Here is an 18,457-nt window from a genome sequence, read left to right on the forward strand (position 1 = left end):
GGGGAACTCCTTCGTTCCGCTGGTTACTTGACGGCGATCGGGTTGACGGGGGAGCCGACCGCGCCGGTGATGGGCAGGGGAGCGGCGGTGAGCCAGAAGTCGTACCCGCCGTCCTCGGCGCAGTCCTCGGCGAGCGCCTCCAGGTCCCACATCTCACCGATCAGCAGGCCGATGTTCGGAATGGCCACCTGGTGCAGCGGCTGGAAGGCGTGCTCGAACTCGTTCGGCCGGACCTCGAAGCCCCAGGTGTCGGTGGCGATCGCGGCGATCTCCGTACGGTGCAGCCAGCCGGCCGTGGTGAACGACAGCCCGGGTGCCGGACCACCGGCGTACTCGCCCCACCCGTCGCGGCGGACCCGGGCGAGCTGCCCGGTCCGCACGACGACGATGTCCCCGCGCCCGACACCCACCCCGTGCGCCTCGGCGGTGGCGGTCAGGTGGTCCTCGGTGATCGCGAACCCGTCGGGCAGCTCACCGTCCTCGCCGACCACCCGCCCGACGTCGAGCAGCACCCCGCGCCCGGCGACGTGCGGGGCCATGTGCTCGATGCCGGTGACCAGGTCGCCGTCGGAGGTGACGACCCTCTCGGCGGGACGGCCGTTCCACGCCTTGCCGTGGTCGAAGATGTGCCCGAGCCCGTCCCACTGCGTGGAGCACTGCAGCGGCATCGCGATCACGTCGTCGGCGCCGCCCAGCCCGTGCGGGAACCCCTGGTGGCCGAGGGCCGCGTCGGTGCCGGTGTCCAGCATGGTGTGCACCGGGTTGGTGCGCCGCCGCCAGCCCTTCTGCGGGCCGTTCATGTCGAACCGCTGGGACAGCGAGAAGCTGACGCCCCGCCGCACCAGCGCCGCGCCCTCACGGCGCTTGGCCTCGTCCAGGAAGTTCAGGGTGCCGAGCCGGTCGTCCTCGCCCCAACGGCCCCAGTTGGAAAACGACTCGGCGGCCTCGGCGACAGCGCCCTCCGGGTCGGTGCGGTCCAGGGTCACCGGGCCGCCTCCGCCACGCACCGGGTGCGCTGGGCACCGAGTCCGGTGATCGAGGCGTCCATGACGTCGCCGTCGCGCAGCAGCCGTCCCCAGTGCATGCCGTTGCCGGCCGGGGAGCCGGTGAGCACCAGGTCGCCGGGGAGGAGCCGGGCGGTCTGCGACGCGTAGGACACCATCCGCGCCACATCGAAGATCATGTCCTTGGTGGACTCGTCCTGCATGGTCTCGCCGTTCAGCTTCAGCGTGAGGCGCAGGTCGCCGGGGTCCGCGATCGACCCGGCGGGCACGATCCAGGGGCCGAGCGGAGTGAAACCGGGGGCGTTCTTGCTGCGCAGCCAGTCGGTGCCGATCGGCGGCATGTCCCGGCGGAAGACGGTGGCGCGGTCGGTGAGGTCGTTGGCGATCGTGTACCCCGCCACGCAGTCCAGCGCCTCCTCCACGGAGACCCGGTGGGCGGGCCGGCCGATCACGGCCGCCAGCTCCAGCTCCCAGTCGGGCTTCTGGGCCCAGCCGGGCAGCACGACGTCGTCGTAGGGACCGGTGATCGCGCTCGGCAGGCCGATGAACACGTACGGCAGGTCCTCGGCCGCCCGCCGGTCCATGATCTCCGCCGCCTCGGCCCGCCGCTCCTCCTCCGGGCGGTCGTCACCCGGAGCCCGGTGCGCGACATGCAGATCGATCACGTGCTGCCGGTAGTTGGCGCCGGACTGCAGCACCTGACGCGGCTCGACCGGCGCGTGCACCCGGAACTCCGCCAGCGGCCTGCGCCCCGGCCCGCCGTCGGCGGCCAGCGTCCACAGCCGCGGCAGCGCCGACTCCCAGCTCTCCAGGAGACTCCGGGTGGTCAACCGGTCGTCGCCGAAGGCGACGCGCAGGTCGAGTACCTGGGCGTCAGGCGTGACGAGGGCAGGGAAGGCCGGCCCGTCCGGGGCCGACAGGGTGCCAAGGGCGAAGGGTCCTGCGAACAGCGCGGACGAGGGTGCAGGTTTCACGGACATGTCCTCCTGATTGCGGTGCGACTAATCTGGACCCGCCACCCAAGATCAGGGAAATTGCTTCTATGGATGGCTGTCATCCATGGCGTCGATTAGTACTGGTCAGCGCCGTACCGCAAAGGGAAGACCCGTGAATCTGGCCCGCCTCGACCTCAACCTCGTCGTCGCCCTGCGCGCGCTGCTGGAAGAGCGCAACGTCACCCGCGCCGGGCAGCGCGTCGGCCTCAGCCAGCCCGCCATGAGTGCCGCCCTGGCCAGGCTCCGCCGTCACTTCGACGACGAACTGCTCGCCCGCGTCGGCGGCCACTACGAGCTCACCGCTCTTGGCCAGGTCCTCCTCGACCGCACCGCTACCGCCTACGACCTGCTGGAACGCCTCTTCGCCAGTCAGGCCGCCTTCGACCCCGCCAAGGAGAGCCGCGAGTTCAAGCTGATTGCCTCCGATTACGCTGTGGCCGTCTTCGGAGCCGAACTCGCCCGCGTCGTCCACGAGGAGGCCCCCGGCATCCGCCTGCGGTTCGCACAGACTCCGACCACGGTGGTGGACGCCACGGACACGCTGCTGAGCACCACCGACGGACTGCTCATGCCGCACGGCGTCATCAGCGACTTCCCCGCCACCGACCTCTACGACGACCGCTGGGTCTTCCTTGTCGCCGACGGCCACCCCAGCGTCGACGACCGCCTCACCCGTCAGGACCTTGCCCGGCTGCCGTGGATCACCTACCAGCGCACCTACGACGCCCCGGCGGTGCGCCAGCTGGGCATGCTCGGCATCGAACCCCGGGTCGAGGTGTCCGTCGACAGCTTCCAGATCATGCCGCTGCTGGTGGCCGGCACCCGGCGCATCGCCCTGGTCCAGGCCCGCCTCGCCCGGCTCCTCGCACCGCTCGCCGCCGTGCGCGTGCTGGAGCCGCCGTACGAGGCGGTGCCACTGCGGGAGGCGCTGTGGTGGCACCCCGTGCACACCCATGACGCGGCCCACATCTGGCTGCGGGAGACGGCCGCCCGAGTCGGCAGACGACTGGGTGAGGCCCCCGGGAGGTGACTACGGCCCGGCGGGCGCAGTGTCCGGGAGCCCACTCGGCGGCCTCGCGGCAGGTCGTCACCGCCGCTATCCACAGCCTGGATCGGCGTCATCCAAAACGCGGATCGCCGCAGGGGTGGGCAGGTCGGTGCCAGGCCCGCATAGTCGTGGCACGTCACGCGCCCTTGCGTCGAGTTCCCTGAAAGCGGGACCCGTCCGCGTCGAGGTGCCGCCTTCCCACCGTCTGCCCCGGAGTGCCGCCATGCCTGTTTCCGCCGTCTCGCCCTCCCTCGACCGCGGTGAGGCCCCCACCGCGCGGGGCGGTCTACCCGCCGTCCTGCTGATGGCCGGCAGCTGTCTACCCGTCCTCGGCGCGGTGCTGCTCGCTCCGGTCCTGCCGCGCATGCAGGAGCATTTCGAGACCGTGCCCGGTCACGTGGCGCTGGTCCCCCTGGTGCTGACCGTCCCGGCGCTGTCACTGGCCCTGCTCGCGCCCTTCGCGGGTGTCGTCGTCGACCGGCTCGGCCGCAAGCGGCTGCTGGTCGCGGCCACGGTCCTGTACGCGCTGTTCGGTACGGTGCCGCTGTGGCTGGACTCGTTGTACGGCATCCTGGCGAGTCGCGTACTGGTGGGCGTTGCCGAAGCGGCGATCATGACCTGTTGCACCACTCTGATCGGTGACTACTACACCGGCAGGCTCCGTGACCGGTACCTCGCTCTGCAGACGATGTGCGCATCGGTGTCCGCCACGGTCTTCTTCATGCTCGGCGGTGCCCTCGGGGCAGCCGACTGGCGTGCGCCCTTCTGGCTGTACGCGGTGGGTCTGCTGCTCGCCCCTGCCATGGCACGGGTTCTGCCGGTCCCAGTACCCGCAGCCGGGCGCCCGGCGAGCGAGGAGGACGCCGCAAGCGAACGGGGGCCCTTCCCGGTGCGGCGCATGGCCGGCATCTGTCTGCTGACCGTGTTCGGCGCGGTCGTCTTTTATACCGTGCCGGTGGAGATGTCGTATCTCCTCGACGACCTGGGCGTGGACTCCACCGGTGTGATCGGCGCGGTCACGGCGGCCGCCGGCGCCGCCACCGTGCTCGGTTCCGTTCTTTTCACCCGGCTCACCGACCGGCCACGCCGCCGACTGCCGGCTCTCCTCCTGCTGTGTGCTGTCGGCTTCCTCGTCATGGGCGTCGCCAACAGCCTGCCCCTGCTGATCGCGGGGGCTGTGGTCAGCTGCGTGGGCACGGGGCTGCTTCTGCCGTCGCTGCTGACGCTGGCCATGTCCCGCCTCGACTTCGCCGACCGGGGGCGCGGTACCGGCCTGTGGATGGCGGCCTTCTTCCTCGGCGAGTTCGTCTGCCCGCTGGTCCTGCTCGGCGGCAAGGGAGCCCTGGGCTCGTTGGCCTCGGCCGTCGGACTGCTCGGCCTGGCCGCTCTGCTGGTCTCGGCTCTGCTGGTACTCCTCACCCGCCGCGCTTCGCGAGCCCTGCCCCACCGTGTTCCCGAACGGCTCTGACCGGCTCGCGTCACCGCGCCGGCGTCCCCATGGACGACCGGCGCACGACCAGTTCCGGTTGCAGCACGACGTGGACGTGCTCGTGAACGGCGCCGCGGCCGGTGTCCTCAACGAGCAGGCGGCCGGCCTGCCGGCCCATGGCGGCGGCGGGCCGCCGCACCGAGGTGAGCGGGACGACGGCGGACGCCGCGAACTCGATGTCGTCGTAGCCGACGACCACGATGTCGTCCGGCACCCGCAGCCCGGCCTCGTACAGGGCCTGCATCACCCCCAGGGCGAGCAGGTCGTTGGCGCAGAAGACGGCGGTCGGCCGGGTGGGCAGGCCGAGGATGCGGTGTCCGGCGTCCCTGCCGGCGTTCACGGTGAGGGCCGGGCACGGCACGTCCCGCAGCGAGGCCGCCGGAAGGCCGGCCGCAGCGACGGCGACGAAGGCACCCCGGCGCCGGTCCCGTACCTGCTGGAGACGGTCGGGGCCGCTGACGTGGGCGATGGAGCGGTGTCCTCGCTCGATCAGGTGGCGGATCGCCGCGTGGCCTCCCGCGACGTCGTCGATCCCGACGGAGCAGGCGCCGGGCTGGGACGCGTTCTGGTCGGCCACGACGAAGGGGACCGCGTTGCGGCGGAAGGCGGCCACGGTGCGACCGACCCCCTCACCCGAGGTCAGCACGGCGCCGCGGACCTGATGGGAGGTGATCAGCGCCAGGTGGCGTGCGGCTTCCGCGGGGTCGCGGGCGCCGGTGCAGACCATCACGCCGAGGTCGGCTTCGCGCGCGGCCTGTTCCACGCCGGTGGCCAGGGCGGTGAAGAACGGGTTGGCCAGGTCGTGGACCAGGACGGCGATGACGCGCGAGGTCCAGCCGCGCAGTTGACGTGCTCCTTCGGCGCGTACGTAGCCCAGCGAGTCGATCACGTCGAGGACTCGTGTCCTCGTGGACTCGGCCACGATCTCGGGACGGTTGAGCACGTTGGAGACGGTGCCGAGCGAGACACCGGCCTCTCGGGCGACGTCCTTGATGCCTACTCTGCGGCGCGCAGTGCTGTCCCGGACCATGACGGTGTCACGCCTGTGTCCCGCCCCGCGAGTCGCGGCGGGTACATGCCGGCCCATGGTTCAACGGGCCCGGGGGACTGTGGTGCTGCCGCGCTCCACCAGCCGCGGCGTCATCGTCGTCTGCATGGCCCGGTCCCGCCGGCCTTCCACGCGTTCGATGAGCATGCGGGCGGCGGCGGAGCCCATGGTGTGGCCGGCCTGGTCGACGCTGGTGAGTTGGACGGGGGCCAGCGCGGCCAGCGCGGTGTTGTTGTAGCCGACGAGCGACAGGTCGTCCGGGATGCGCAGGCCGAGTTCGTGGGCCGCGCGGTAGATGCCCAGGGCGGCGACATCGGCACCGGTCATGACGGCGGTCGGCGGGCGGTCGGCCGTCAGCAGGGTCATGCCCGCTTTGAACCCGCCGTCGTCGGAGTACGCGGCGTGGTGCACGCGCGCGTGGTCCGTGAGGCCGTGCCGTTCCATGGCGTCCAGGTAGCCGTCGCTGAGCACGATCTCGGGAGTGCGCTTCCACCGGTTGGCCTTGGTGCCGGGGGCCGACACCAGGGCGATGTCCCGGTGGCCGAGCGAGACAAGGTGGTCGACGACCAGACCGGCGCCGATGTCGTCGGCGTCGACGACCGAGTCGTGGCTGTCTGCGGCGTCGTGGTGGCCGATGACCACGGTCGGTGTCGAGGCGGCCGTGGTGAGGATCTCGTCGCGCGGGGTTCCCGGCGCGATGAGGATCAGTCCGTCCATCTGGCGGTCGACCATGGACCGGATGGTTCTGGCCTGTTCCTCCGGCTCGAATCCGGCTGCGCCGATCAGCACGGTGTACTCGCTGGTGCGCAGTTCGTCCTGGACGCCGTCGAGGATGTCGGCGAAGAAGGCATTGCGGACGTTGTCCAGCAGGACGCCGATCGTGTACGTCCGGCCGCGCATGCCGCGCGCCGCCGCGTGCGGCCGGTACCCGAGCTCGGTGATGGCTGCTGTCACCTTCTCCCGCATGGCCGGGCTCACACCGTAGGCGTTGCGCAGCACCTTGGAGACGGCGGCGGTGGACACGCCCGCGTGCCGGGCGACATCGGTGATGGTCACACGTCTGTTCTGTCGGGGTGCCATAGCCCGGTCCATCGTCAGCGCTCCGGTTCTTGTAGGCGTAGGTGTAACGGTCTACATGGTAGCCCCCGGGCGTCGTCAAGTCTCCTTGCGCGTGACTCCAGTGTTACGTGGCTGTGTCTTGACGGAACTGAAGGAGAGGTGCAGGGTGTTGCCCACTTGCTTGTAGAGAACGTTTTACACGATCTCCGCCCGCCTTCCGCCGGGCCTGCTCGTCGCCCCTGGCACCGCACTTCACTCCTCTGCTTTTCTCTCCAAGATCCCTGGGAGTCTTCCGTGTCCGTACGTTTGCCCCGTGTCCGTCGTGCGCGCCTGAGCCTGCTCACCGTCGGCACCGCTTCCCTCGCGCTGCTCGCCACCGCCTGCGGCGGCAGCGGCGGCGGTTCCTCGGCCGCGCCGGAGGACTTCAGCTACCTGAGCGTCACCGAGAACACCACCGTGAAGACGGCTCTGACCACCATGTCCAAGGGCGCGTGCAAGGCGGCGAACGAGGCCCTGCCGCTGAAGGTGGAGACCGTGCCGCAGGCGAGCCTGGACCAGAAGCTGCAGCTGCTGGCCGGCCAGGACGCCCTGCCGGTGCAGTTCGCGGCGGGCAACGCCCCCGCGCTCACCCAGCAGCTGGCCAAGTCCGGCAAGGTCGCCGACCTGGAGAAGGAGCTGACGGACCTCGGAGTCCTCGACCAGCTGGAGCCGGCAGCCGTCTCCACGATCAAGGCGCTGTACGGCGGCGAGCTGCAGGTGCTGCCGTACGAGTACAACATCGAGGGGATCTTCTACAACAAGAAGCTCTTCCAGGAGAACGGACTGAAGGTGCCCGGCACCTGGGAGGAACTGGTGTCGGCCTCGGCGAAGCTGGAGTCGAAGGGCGTCCAGCCGTTCTCCGCCTCCGGTCAGCAGGGCTGGCCGCTGACCCGTCTGATCAGCGGCTACCTCTACCGGAGCCTGGGCCCCGACGCGCTGCAGAAGGTGGCCGACGGCAAGGCGAAGCTGACCGACCCCGAGTACGTGAAGGCGGCCGAGGAGGTCGCCGCGCTCGGCGAGAAGGGCTACTTCGGCAAGGGTGTCGGCTCCATCGACTACGACACCGCGATGAACGAGTTCCTGACCGGCAAGGCCGCCATGTTCTACATGGGCAGCTGGGCGCTGGCGAACATCTCCGACGACCAGCAGAACAAGGTCGGCGCCGAGAACGTCGGCTTCATGCCCTTCCCGGCCGTCTCCGGCGGCAAGGGCTCGATCGACCAGTACCCCTCCAACGTCGGCCTCGGCATCACCCTCGGCGCCAAGTCCTTCGACAAGAAGACCGGCGACTGGGTCTCCTGCATCGCGAAGAACTACGGCAGCACCGCTCTGAAGGACCATGGCTCCATCTCCGGCTTCAAGGTCAACACCGAGGTGGAGGACGCCAACGAGGTCACCACCCAGGTCCGCGACACCATCAGCGCCTCGAAGCAGAACGTGCTGTGGTTCGAAGCCCTGTTCAGCACGAAGGCCACCACCGTGTCCCAGACCAACGTGGCGAGCCTGGTGAGCGGAAGCATGAAGCCCGAGCAGTTCATGAAGACCGTCCAGGACGCGCTCGCCGCCCAGTGACCGGCCGGGGCGGCGCACGCGGCTTCCTGACGCACGCAGCGTGCGCCGCCCCTGCCACCACCAGGCCGGTCTCTTCAACGGAAACGAAGTGGACACCACCCATGCACCGCGTACTCGGTGACCGCAGGGCCATCGCGATCCTGCTCGGTCCCGCCCTCCTCGTCTACTCCCTGATCATGCTCGTCCCGATGGTGTGGTCACTCGGGTACTCCTTCACCAAGGGCAACACCATCGACGGCTTCACCGGGAACGGCGTCGCCAACTTCTCCCGCCTTCTCGACGACCCGGCCGTCCACGACGCCCTGTGGTTCACCCTCAAGTACGCCGTCGTCGTCACCGCCGGGCAGGTCGTCGCCGGCTACCTGCTGGCGCTGCTGTACGTCTTCTTCCTCAAACGGGCCTCCGCGCTCATCCGCACGCTGGTGTTCTTCCCCGTGGTGCTGCCCACGGTCGCCGTCGGCCTGCTCTTCCAGAAGTTCTTCCAGGTCGCCCCGCAGACCGGACCCGTCAACTCCTTGCTGAACGCCGTCGGCATCGAATCGGTCGACTTCTTCGGCAGCGCGGGAAGCGCCTTCTGGGTCCTAATCGTCATGGACGTCTGGCGCTCCATGGGCTTCTACGCCGTCCTGCTCTTCGCCGGCCTGGTCGACATCCCCGACGAGGTCCTCGAGTCCGCCCGCCTGGACGGGGCGACCGGCCTGCGGCTGGTGCGGCACATCGTGCTGCCGCTGTCGCTGCCGGTGCTGATGTCGTCGCTGATCTTCAGCATCAACGGCACGTTGAAGGTCTTCGACTCCATCGTGGCCCTCACCAACGGAGGTCCCGGCACCGGCACCACCCCCTTGACCCTGTACATGTTCCAGACGTCGTTCACCTACAGCGACTACGGCTACGGCAGCACCATCGCCCTGCTGCTCACCGTCGTCTGCCTGCTGGTGAGCCTGGTCGTCTACCGCGTCTCGCGGCGCGACCTCACGGAGGGCTGATCCCATGGCCATCGACACGACTGCGAAGACCTCCGCAGGCCGTCCGGGCCGGGGGCCGTCCGACGGCGCGGTCCGGGTCCGGCACCCCCGCAAGGGGAGCCGGCTGTGGGTGAAGGCCGTCGTCGGCCTGCTGCTGGTCGTCGAGATCTACCCGCTGATCTGGATGTTCCTGACGTCGCTGAAGTCCAACGACGACTACCTGAACAACTCCACCTGGAGCCTGCCCACCACCTGGGAGTGGGGCAACTACACCGATGCCTGGACCACCGGTCACATCGGTCTCTACGTCCAGAACAGCCTGCTCGCCGTCATACCCGCCCTCGCGCTGATGCTGCTGCTGGGCACGGCGGCCGGCTTCGCCCTGCAGATCATGGTGTGGAAGGGCCGCAGCCTCACCCTGCTGATCTTCCTCGCGGGCATGATGGTGCCCCCGCAGATGATCCTGCTCCCCCTGTTCACGGTCTACTTCCAGACCGGCCTGTCCGGCACCCTGTGGCCGCTGATCCTCACCTACACCGGCACCGGCCTGCCCCTGACCGTCTTCATGATGGCCACCTACTACCGCAACGTCCCACGGGAGTTGTTCGAGGCCGCCACCATCGACGGCGCCGGCATCCTGCGCGCCTTCTGGACCATCAGTGTCCCCCTGGTGCGCAACGCGCTTCTCACCGTCGGCCTGGTGCAGTTCTTCTTCATCTGGAACGACCTGCTCATCGCGCTGACCTTCACCAACGACCAGGATCTGCGCACCATCCAGGTCGGTCTGCTCAACTTCACCGGCGACTTCGGCGCCACCCAGTACGGCCCGCTGTTCGCCGCCATCTGCATCAACGTCTTCGGCACCCTCCTGATCTACCTCTTCCTCAACCAGAAGGTCATGAAGGGACTCACCTCGGGAGCGGTCAAGGGCTGACCACGAGTCAGTCCTACCGCCCCGCGCACGTGACGAAAGGTTTCCCTTGCTGCCCCCCCAGCCTTCCCCGGTGTCCTTCGAGCATCTTCCGGACGGACTCGGCATCGGAGTAACCGCTCCCCGCCTCACCTGGACGCTGTCCCTGGGCGCCGGTCGTCAGGAGGCGTACGAGCTGCGACTCGACCGCTCCGGCGACGTGTACCGCACAGGACGCGTCAACAGCGCCGATCAGGTCCTGGTGGCCTGGCCCGGCGAACCGCTGACCTCCCGGGAACGCGCGACGGTCCGCGTCCGCGTCTGGACGCCCGGCGCCGACGGCCCGTCGGTGTGGAGCGAACCGAGCGTTGCCGAAGCCGGACTCCTGACCCCCGCCGACTGGCGAGCCGTCCCCGTGGGCGCCGGCTGGGACGAGGACCCGGACGCCATGCGCCGTCCGGCCCGCGTCCGCAAGGACTTCCGCCTCGAGAGGCCCGTCACGCGCGCCCGCCTCTACGTCACCGCCCACGGCCTGTACGAGGTGGAGATCAACGGCCGCCGCGTCGGCGACGAGGCCCTGGCCCCGGGGTGGACGGTCTACCCGCAGCGCCTGCGCTACCGCACCCACGACGTCACCGAGCACCTTGCCGAGGGCGCCAACACCATCGGCGCCTGGCTCGGCGACGGCTGGTACCGCGGCAAGTACGGCTTCGACGGCGGCACCCGCAACATCTACGGCACCGACCAGTCCCTCATCGCCCAGCTGGAGGTGACGTACGACGACGGCACCACCACCGTCGTCGCCACCGACGGTTCCTGGACCGCCGCCACCGGACCGATCCTCACCAGTGGTCTGTACGAGGGGGAGACCTTCGACGCCCGGCTCGACGACCCCTACTGGGCGACACCACAGGCGTCCGATGCCGGATGGACCCCCGTGCGCACCGGCATCCGTGACCCGGCCACTCTCGTCGCCCCGCTGGGACCACCGGTGCGCTGCACCCAGGAGATCACCCCGGTCACCGTCACCCGCACCGGCGACGGCCGCCACCTGCTCGACTTCGGGCAGAACCTGGTCGGCAGGCTCCGCGTCACCGTCGACGGCCCGGAGGGCGCGGAGATCACGATCCGGCACGCCGAGGTCCTGCAGGACGGTGAGCTTGCCACCGGGCCGCTGCGGGAGGCGTACGCGACCGACAACTTGATCCTTTCCGGAGGGGGCCCGCTCACTTGGGAGCCCCGCTTCACCCTCCACGGCTTCCGCTACGCCGAAGTCGTCGGCTGGCCGGGCGAGTTGACTCCGGAGGCGGTCACGGCCCGGGTCTACCACACCGACATGCGCCGCACCGGCTGGTTCGAGTGCAGCGACCCGATGGTCAACCGTCTGCACGAGAACGTCGTGTGGAGCATGCGCGGCAACTTCGTCGACATCCCCACCGACTGCCCTCAGCGCGACGAACGCCTCGGCTGGACCGGCGACATCCAGGTCTTCGTCCCGACCGCGAGCTACCTCTACGACTGCGCCGGCCTGCTCGACTCCTGGCTCACCGACGTCGGCCTGGAACAACTGCCCGACGGCACGATTCCCTGGTATGTACCCGTCATCCCGGGCGAGCCGATGTGGACACCGATCCATCCCGGAGCCGCCTGGGGCGACGTGGCGACCCTCACCCCCTGGACGCTCTACCAGCGTTTCGGTGACCTCGGCCTGCTGCGCCGCCACTACCCCATGGCCAGGGCGTGGGTCGACCTCGTCGAGCGCCTCGCCGGCCCGAGCCGCCTGTGGGACACCGGCTTCCAGCTGGGCGACTGGCTCGACCCGGCCGCCCCGCCCGACGACCCGGCCGCCGGCCGCACCGACCGCTACCTCGTCGCCACCGCCTACTTCGCCTACTCCGCCCGCCATCTCGCCCTGATCGCCGCGGAGTTGGCGAACAGCGCCGACGCGACGCGGTACGCTGCGCTGGCCGACGAAGTGGCCGACGCCTTCCGACGCCAGTACGTCCTGCCCTCCGGGCGCATGACGAGTGACAGTGCCACTGCCTACGCCCTCGCCCTCGCCTTCGGCCTGCTGACACCACAGCAACGGCAGGCGGCCGGCGATCGCCTGGCCCAGCTGATCGCCGAGGACGACGCCCGCATCGCCACCGGCTTCGTCGGCACCCCGCTCATCTGCGACGCCCTCACCGGCACCGGCCACCTCGACGTCGCCTACCGCCTGCTCCTCCAGACCGAGTGCCCTTCGTGGCTCTATCCCGTGACGATGGACGCCACCACCATCTGGGAGCGCTGGGACAGCATGCGCCCCGACGGCACCCTCAACCCCGGCGGCATGACCTCCTTCAACCACTACGCCCTCGGCGCGGTCGCCGACTGGCTGCACCGCGTCGTCGGCGGCATCACCGCCACCGCGCCCGGCTACCGCTCCATCGCCTTCCGACCGCGCCCCGGTGGCGGCATCACCTGGGCCCGCACCCGGCACGACACGCCCTACGGAACGGCGTCGCTGTCCTGGGAGCTCCGGGCCACCGGACTGACGGCCCGTATCACGGTGCCGGAAGGCTGCACGGCCACCGCCGAACTCCCCGGCTGCGCCCCGGTCGACCTGGGGCCGGGCGAGCACCTCCTGAACACGGCGGAACTCGCCACAAAGGCTGCCTGAGCGGCCGTCCGACCCGACAGCAAAGCCCGGCGCGTGACTGAAACGCGCCGGGCTCCGCTGTTTTCAGGAGGAGCACGGGAGCTTCCGTATTCGTCCAGTGAATGACTCCCATCCATTGCGTCGATAAAGGGCGCCTCACGTGGTTGTTCAATTGAAATTTCAGATTCCTTTCAACTTCAATCGGCCGATATTCGCTGGTCATGGAGGTTTCCTGGGAAAGTGTTGTACGAGGGTTGACCAGAGACGCAACAAGTCATAGTTTTCCCGTTCGTTGGATGAAACGCTTCGCGAGACGGTGCCAACGGGAACTGAAACCGTTGCCGTGGGACGCGGCAGCCGTTGTCTCGAAAGAAGCGAAACGGAGGGTGCGCCCTTTTGGTCGCGCACCGTGCGTCACCGTCTTCAAAGCCCCGTAAAACTGAGGCCGACCGTGTACCTGACCCCTCGGCCGGCCTCGCCTCCCCCACTCCCGCGACGGCGCGTCGAGCAGCCGTCATTTTCGTCCGGAGAGCCGCTGTGAACAGACGAACATTTCTCTCTGCCGCCACCTTCACCGCCCTGGCCGTGAGCATGGCCCCGGTCATGGGCAACCAGGCGGTCGCCGCCTCCGGCCCTGGCCCGCAAGACCGGGTGGACGCCCTGCTCGCCCGGATGACGGCCGCCGAGAAGGAGGCCCTCGTCCGGTGCGACTTCGCCGCCGTCGCCCACCTGGGCATCCCGGCCCTCGCCATGGTCGACGCCTCGGCGGGGCTGCGCGGCGAGAAGGGCGTGACCGCCTTCCCCGTGCCCGTGGCACAGGCGGCGACCTTCGACGAGGACCTGGCGGGTCGCATCGGACGGGCCCTTGGCGCGGAGGGCCGCGCCAAGGGTTACAACAACCTCCTCGGCCCCACCGTCGACCTCACCCGCACCTGGCACTTCGGCCGCCAGGCCGAAGCCATGGGGGAGGACCCCTTGCTGGCCGGCCGCCTCGGCGCGGCCCTCACCATCGCTGTGCAGAGCCAGAACGTGGCGGCCACCGTCAAGCACTTCGCCGCCTACACCCAGGAGACCAACCGCTTCTTCACCGATACCGAAGTCTCCGACCGCGCCCTGCACGAGATCTACCAGGCACCCTTCCGCCGTGTCATCGCAGCCGCGCCGGTCACCTCCGTGATGATGGCCTACCCGAAGATCAACGGCACCTTCGCAACCGAACATCCCGCCCTGTTCGACGACTTGAAGAACCTGATCGGTCTCCAGGGCTACACCGTGCCGGACTTCTGGGCGGGCGCCGACCAGGTCGCCGCCGCCCGCGCCGGCATGGACCTCGCAGGACTCGGTCCCGGCGCAGTCAAGATTCCGGCGGGCTCCCTCACCGGCGGCGCGATTCCCGGCACACGTCTCGACAACGCGGCCCGCCGCATCCTCGTCACGATGTTCGGATGCGGCCTCATCGACCACCCCGTCCCCACCCCCGCCGACGACGTCAGCACCGAGGAACACAAAAACCTCGCCCACGAGGCCGCGGTCGCCTCCACCGTGCTGCTCGCCAACCGTTCCTCAGCACTGCCGCTCCCCGCGTCGCTGAAGTCCCTGGCCGTCATCGGCCCCGCCGACACCGACGCCTTCCCCGGCGTGGCCGGCTCCACCTTCGTCGACCCCGGGACCTGGAGCACGCCCCTGCAGGCGATCCGCACCCGCGCCGGAGGTTCCGTCAGGGTCACCCACGCACAGGGCACCAAGGGCGACGTCCCCCTCGCCACGATCCCCTCGAGCGTGCTGCGCACCGCCACCGGAGCAGCAGGCCTGACCGGCGCTTACCACGCGGGCGCAGACGCCGGCGGCACACCGATCACGACCCGGACCGACGCGACCGTCGACTTCACCACCACCCCGGTCGAGGGCCTGCCCGAGGTGTGGTCGGCGAAGTGGACCGGCACCCTGGTGCCGACCGTCACGGGTCTGCACCGCTTCTCCCTGCTGCCCGCCGGAACCGCGTCGCTGAAGATCGACGGCAGGACGGTCGTCTCCGGTACCCGGCAGATGCGCCGCTTCTTCCTCGGTCCTTATGACTATCCGCTCCAGGGCATCACCGAACTGACCGCGGGCCGCCCCGTTACCGTGGAACTGACCTATACCAACGCAACAGCAGAGCCCGGCACCTGCGGCCTCACCCTCGGCTGGCAGCCCGACTCGCTCATCCCCGCAGCCGTGGCCGCGGCCCGCGCCGCCGACACCGCGGTCGTCTTCGCCAACCGGGTCGCCGGCGAAGCCATGGACCACGAGCAACTCGAACTCCCCGGCGACCAGAACCAGTTGATCTCAGCCGTTGCGGCCGCCAACCCCCGCACGATCGTTGTCCTCAACACCGACGGACCCGTCGCCACCCCCTGGCTGGACGACGTGGAGGCCGTAATCCAGGCGTGGTACGGCGGCCGCGGCATGGGCACCGCCCTCGCCGCCGTCCTCTTCGGTGACAGCGACCCTTCCGGCCGCCTGCCCGTCACCTTCCCCGCCGACGCCGGCCAAGGCCCGGGCACCACGACCGCTTCCTACCCCGGTACGAACGGCACCGTCTCCTACGACGAGGGCATAGCCGTCGGCTACCGCTACTACGACGCCAAGGGCCAGCAACCCCGCTTTCCCTTCGGCCACGGACTGTCCTACACCACCTTCGCCCATGGCTCCCTCGAAGCCTCCTACGACCCGGCGGCTGAGAACGTCACGCTCACCGTCACCGTCACCAACACCGGACGGCGCCGTGGCACCGACGTCGTCCAGGTGTACGCCACCCTGCCGACAGCGGCAGCGGCGGAACCGCGCCGCCTGGTCGCCTTCCAGAAGGTCACGCTTCCACCGACGGGATCCCGGAAGCTCCGCATCACCGTCCCCGCGCAGGACCTCACCGTCTGGAAGGCGGGCGCCTGGTCCCTTGTGCCCGGCCGGTACACCTTCACGACAGCGCATTCATCGCGCACCTCCACAGCACGGCGAACCTTCACCATCGGCTGACCCTCCTCGGTGCCCTCCGCGTGACGCTCCCGTCGGTGAGGGGTGTCACGCGCACCGTTCACCGTCGCCACCGACCGATGTCGGCGTGGTGTCGCGCGGCTGGCAAATGAGGATCTGCTCCGCCACGGCGGACAGTTCGATGGTGGTGTGCTGGAAGACCTCCCGCAGCACCGTGAACCCGTCGACAGGGCTCATCCGGCCCGGCAGCGGTCAGGACACCGATGGCCTGGTCGACGATGGCATGCGAGGCGAGCGCCTGCTTGAGCTGTCTGTTCTCCGCCTCCACCCGCTCCAGCTTCGCCACCGGCCCATCGACCGGCGTCGGCGCAGGGTGCGGGTGGGGGAGGCGCGGATGAGGCCATGACGATCAATGCTCGATGTACGGCTTTCGGACAGGGGCGGGGTGAGCGTGTGCTGGGAACTGCCCTCACCGGGTGGAATCCATAGTGGCGCAGACTCGGCCACCGTGAACATGCGTCGGGACCGCTGCGTACGGGCACTCCGACCAGCCTTTGCTGTGACCTTCGCCTGCCGGTGTGGGCGTGACATTTGACGACAATTTCTCCAGGAGACCTCTCAGGTCGTCGACGACTATGCGGTGAGGGTGTGGTTGAGGAGGGTGGCGGCGGTGCTGATGGTGCCGGGCATGAGGTGTCGGTAGATCTTGAAGGTGACGTCGATGTTCTTGTGGCCCATCCATTCGGCGACGTCGGTGATGGGGATGTTGTGGGTGAGGCAGTCGGAGGCGAAGAAGTGCCGGAAGCTGTAGAGCACCATGCCCTCGGGGATGTCGACGCCGTCGGCTTTCTTGATGCGCTGCCATTGGTGGTTGAGGTAGTGGTGCGGGAACGGCCGGGACGCGTCTTGGGGGTGGCGGAGCAGGTAGCCGTCGGTGGTGCTGTGTGTCGGCGTACCACTGGATGGTCTGCTTGACGTGGGTGGGCAGGGGGACGTCGCGGTATTCGCCGGTCCTGCGGTGTTTGAGGCGGGCGTAGTGGCCGGTGGTCTGGTTGACCTGTTCGGTGGTGCGGTAGACGTCGTCGGCGACGATGTTGCGGAGGTTGACGGCGGCGGCCTCGCCGTTGCGCATGCCGCAGCCGTTCATCAGGTCGGTGATCAGCCGGAAGCGGTCGTCGCCGGCTTCGCGTATCTGCCGTAGTTGTGCGGGGGAGGGGATGACCGCGCGCTTGGGGTCGTACTGGGGTGGTTTCACGCCGGTGAGGGGGTGGTCGTCGTAGAGGCCGAGGCGGTGGGCGTCCAGGAGGATCGCCTTGAGCTTGTCGAAGGCGTTGGCCTGGGTGGCCAGGCCGACGCCGGCGTGTTCCATGGACCGGATGAAGCCCTCGACGACCCGGTGGTCGAAGGTGTTCATCCGCCGGTTGCCCAGCAGCGGCAGCATGTGGTGCTCCAGCAGGGACTCCAGGTGCCGCACCGAGGCCGGTCCCAGATCACGCTGGCCGGCCTTCCCCTCCGCGGCGTACTCACCGAACCGCATCGCCCCATAGACCAGGACCCGCTCCGCTTTCGCCTGCCCCCGCGGCGCGGTCTTCTTCGTCTTGTAGACATCCGTCAACCGCCCGATGGCATCGTCCTGGGTCACGAACCCCGACTCCTCCACCTGCTGCCCGGCCGCCGACCGGTAGCGGATCTTGTAGGCGTGCGGGCACTTCGACCACCGCGACCGCGGATGCTCACACTCCTTGGAGAACGACCCCATCCCACGAACCAGTGAATCCCGCCCCATGGCCGACCGACTCCCGCGACCGATGCTGACAGTTTGCTGACCGCCAGGCATCCGGAACGCCGCTGACGTGCGGAAACGTTGATGGGTTCGCTATGTGGTGGAACTTCATCGGACGGTCGCACGACGACATCGTCCGGGCGCGCGAGGACTGGACGACGGGGACCCGTTTCGGCGAGGTGCACGGTTACGACGGGGCTCCACTGCCCGCGCCGGAACTGCCGAACGCGCCCTTGAAGCCGCGAGGAAGGGCACGCTGAACTGCGGATACGGCGCGCCGTACGCCAACAGGACAGGATCTCTGCTGCGCCTGTCCGGCAACGCGCGAATCCCGCAGCGCCCGCGTCGGCTCCAGCCGCATACGTGCCTCTGAAGCTGCCTGCGACTCCCGATGCATGGGCGTCTGTGGGCAGCTCTAGGGTCCGTCTTCAAACGGATCTTGCCCAGAGCAGGAACGACGCGAGTGTGACCGCTGCTTCGTAGGAGGTGGTGGTCTTCTCGTATCTGGTGGCAATGCCGCGGAAGCCCTTGAGCCGGTTGAAGCAGCGCTCGATCATGTTGCGCCGTCGGTAGGTTTCCCGGTTGAACCCTGGTGGTCGGCCTCCGTGGCCACCGCGCCTCAGCCGGTGCCGTCGTTGGTCGGTCTTCTCGGGGATGGTGTGGGCGATGCCGCGTTTTCGCAGGTAGGCACGGAAGCCGCGGGAGCTGTAAGCCTTGTCCGCGATGACCTGGTCGGGCTTGCATCGCGGCCGGCCCGGGCCGGTGCGGGGAACACGGATGCGTTCCGGCAGAGGGCGTGCGCAGACACTGTCGGGGCGTTGGCCGGGCGTGAGCAGGATTGCGAGCGGGCGGCCCCTGCCGTCACAGGCGAGGTGGATTTTGGTGGTCAGTCCTCCTCGGGATCGGCCGAGGGCGTGATCGTCCGGTTCGT

14 protein-coding genes and 1 pseudogene are annotated in these 18,457 nt (G+C 69.4%); 8 read left to right on the forward strand and 7 right to left on the reverse strand.

What is annotated here, in order from left to right; translation table 11 throughout:
* Positions 1-23: 23 nt before the first annotated feature.
* Positions 24-986, reverse strand: coding sequence for a cyclase family protein (locus ACF1DX_RS25845; protein WP_391793507.1), 963 nt, complete (start codon positions 984-986; stop codon positions 24-26).
* Positions 983-1,984: a fumarylacetoacetate hydrolase family protein gene (locus ACF1DX_RS25850; RefSeq protein ID WP_391793508.1), complete on the reverse strand. Its 1,002-nt coding sequence runs from the start codon at positions 1,982-1,984 to the stop codon at positions 983-985. Before ACF1DX_RS25850 ends, ACF1DX_RS25845 begins: the two co-directional genes overlap by 4 nt.
* Positions 1,985-2,111: 127 nt before the next feature.
* Here ACF1DX_RS25850 and ACF1DX_RS25855 point away from each other — a divergent pair, with 127 nt between their 5' ends.
* Positions 2,112-3,029, forward strand: a complete 918-nt coding sequence (locus ACF1DX_RS25855) for a LysR family transcriptional regulator (protein WP_391793509.1) — start codon at positions 2,112-2,114, stop codon at positions 3,027-3,029.
* 241 nt (positions 3,030-3,270) lie between these two features.
* A complete protein-coding gene (locus tag ACF1DX_RS25860; protein WP_391793510.1) occupies positions 3,271-4,515 on the forward strand; it encodes an MFS transporter in 1,245 nt (414 codons plus the stop codon).
* A 10-nt stretch (positions 4,516-4,525) separates the two neighbouring features.
* Here ACF1DX_RS25860 and ACF1DX_RS25865 read toward each other — a convergent pair whose 3' ends face one another.
* Both ACF1DX_RS25865 and ACF1DX_RS25870 read right to left on the reverse strand, forming a co-directional pair.
* The gene (locus ACF1DX_RS25865; RefSeq protein ID WP_391793511.1) at positions 4,526-5,566 is read right to left on the reverse strand and encodes a LacI family DNA-binding transcriptional regulator; all 1,041 of its coding nucleotides are present in this window, start codon (positions 5,564-5,566) and stop codon (positions 4,526-4,528) included.
* A 60-nt stretch (positions 5,567-5,626) separates the two neighbouring features.
* Positions 5,627-6,640, reverse strand: coding sequence for a LacI family DNA-binding transcriptional regulator (locus ACF1DX_RS25870; RefSeq protein WP_391793512.1), 1,014 nt, complete (start codon positions 6,638-6,640; stop codon positions 5,627-5,629).
* Positions 6,641-6,937: 297 nt separating this feature from the next.
* Here ACF1DX_RS25870 and ACF1DX_RS25875 point away from each other — a divergent pair, with 297 nt between their 5' ends.
* The 5 genes from ACF1DX_RS25875 (at position 6,938) to ACF1DX_RS25895 (ending at position 15,785) form a co-directional block, all read left to right on the forward strand.
* A complete protein-coding gene (locus tag ACF1DX_RS25875; protein ID WP_391793513.1) occupies positions 6,938-8,254 on the forward strand; it encodes an ABC transporter substrate-binding protein in 1,317 nt (438 codons plus the stop codon).
* 101 nt (positions 8,255-8,355) lie between these two features.
* Positions 8,356-9,240: a carbohydrate ABC transporter permease gene (locus ACF1DX_RS25880; protein ID WP_391793514.1), complete on the forward strand. Its 885-nt coding sequence runs from the start codon at positions 8,356-8,358 to the stop codon at positions 9,238-9,240.
* Between the two features lie 4 nt (positions 9,241-9,244).
* The gene (locus tag ACF1DX_RS25885; protein ID WP_391793515.1) at positions 9,245-10,153 is read left to right on the forward strand and encodes a carbohydrate ABC transporter permease; all 909 of its coding nucleotides are present in this window, start codon (positions 9,245-9,247) and stop codon (positions 10,151-10,153) included.
* Positions 10,154-10,223: 70 nt separating this feature from the next.
* Entirely contained in the window at positions 10,224-12,791 is a 2,568-nt protein-coding gene (locus tag ACF1DX_RS25890; protein ID WP_391793516.1) for a family 78 glycoside hydrolase catalytic domain, read from the forward strand.
* 516 nt (positions 12,792-13,307) lie between these two features.
* The gene (locus ACF1DX_RS25895) at positions 13,308-15,785 is read left to right on the forward strand and encodes a glycoside hydrolase family 3 protein (RefSeq protein ID WP_391793517.1); all 2,478 of its coding nucleotides are present in this window, start codon (positions 13,308-13,310) and stop codon (positions 15,783-15,785) included.
* A gap of 45 nt (positions 15,786-15,830) precedes the next feature.
* Here the strand turns inward: ACF1DX_RS25895 and ACF1DX_RS25900 are convergent, their stop codons facing one another.
* Together ACF1DX_RS25900 and ACF1DX_RS25905 are read right to left on the reverse strand one after the other, a co-directional pair.
* Complete coding sequence (locus tag ACF1DX_RS25900) at positions 15,831-15,980, reverse strand: hypothetical protein (protein ID WP_391793518.1); 150 nt, start codon at positions 15,978-15,980, stop codon at positions 15,831-15,833.
* Positions 15,981-16,376: 396 nt separating this feature from the next.
* Positions 16,377-16,667, reverse strand: a complete 291-nt coding sequence (locus ACF1DX_RS25905; protein WP_391793529.1) for a tyrosine-type recombinase/integrase — start codon at positions 16,665-16,667, stop codon at positions 16,377-16,379.
* Between the two features lie 954 nt (positions 16,668-17,621).
* Here ACF1DX_RS25905 and ACF1DX_RS25910 point away from each other — a divergent pair.
* Positions 17,622-17,786 (forward strand): annotated as a pseudogene (locus ACF1DX_RS25910) (pirin family protein); the annotation flags it as partial.
* Positions 17,787-17,954: 168 nt separating this feature from the next.
* Here the strand turns inward: ACF1DX_RS25910 and ACF1DX_RS25915 are convergent.
* Positions 17,955-18,457, reverse strand: a 503-nt coding sequence (locus ACF1DX_RS25915; RefSeq protein WP_391793519.1) for an IS5 family transposase, incomplete at its 5' end; no start/stop codon positions are given.

Source organism: Streptomyces sp. NPDC014676 (genome assembly GCF_043084105.1).
Lineage (GTDB): Bacteria > Actinomycetota > Actinomycetes > Streptomycetales > Streptomycetaceae > Streptomyces.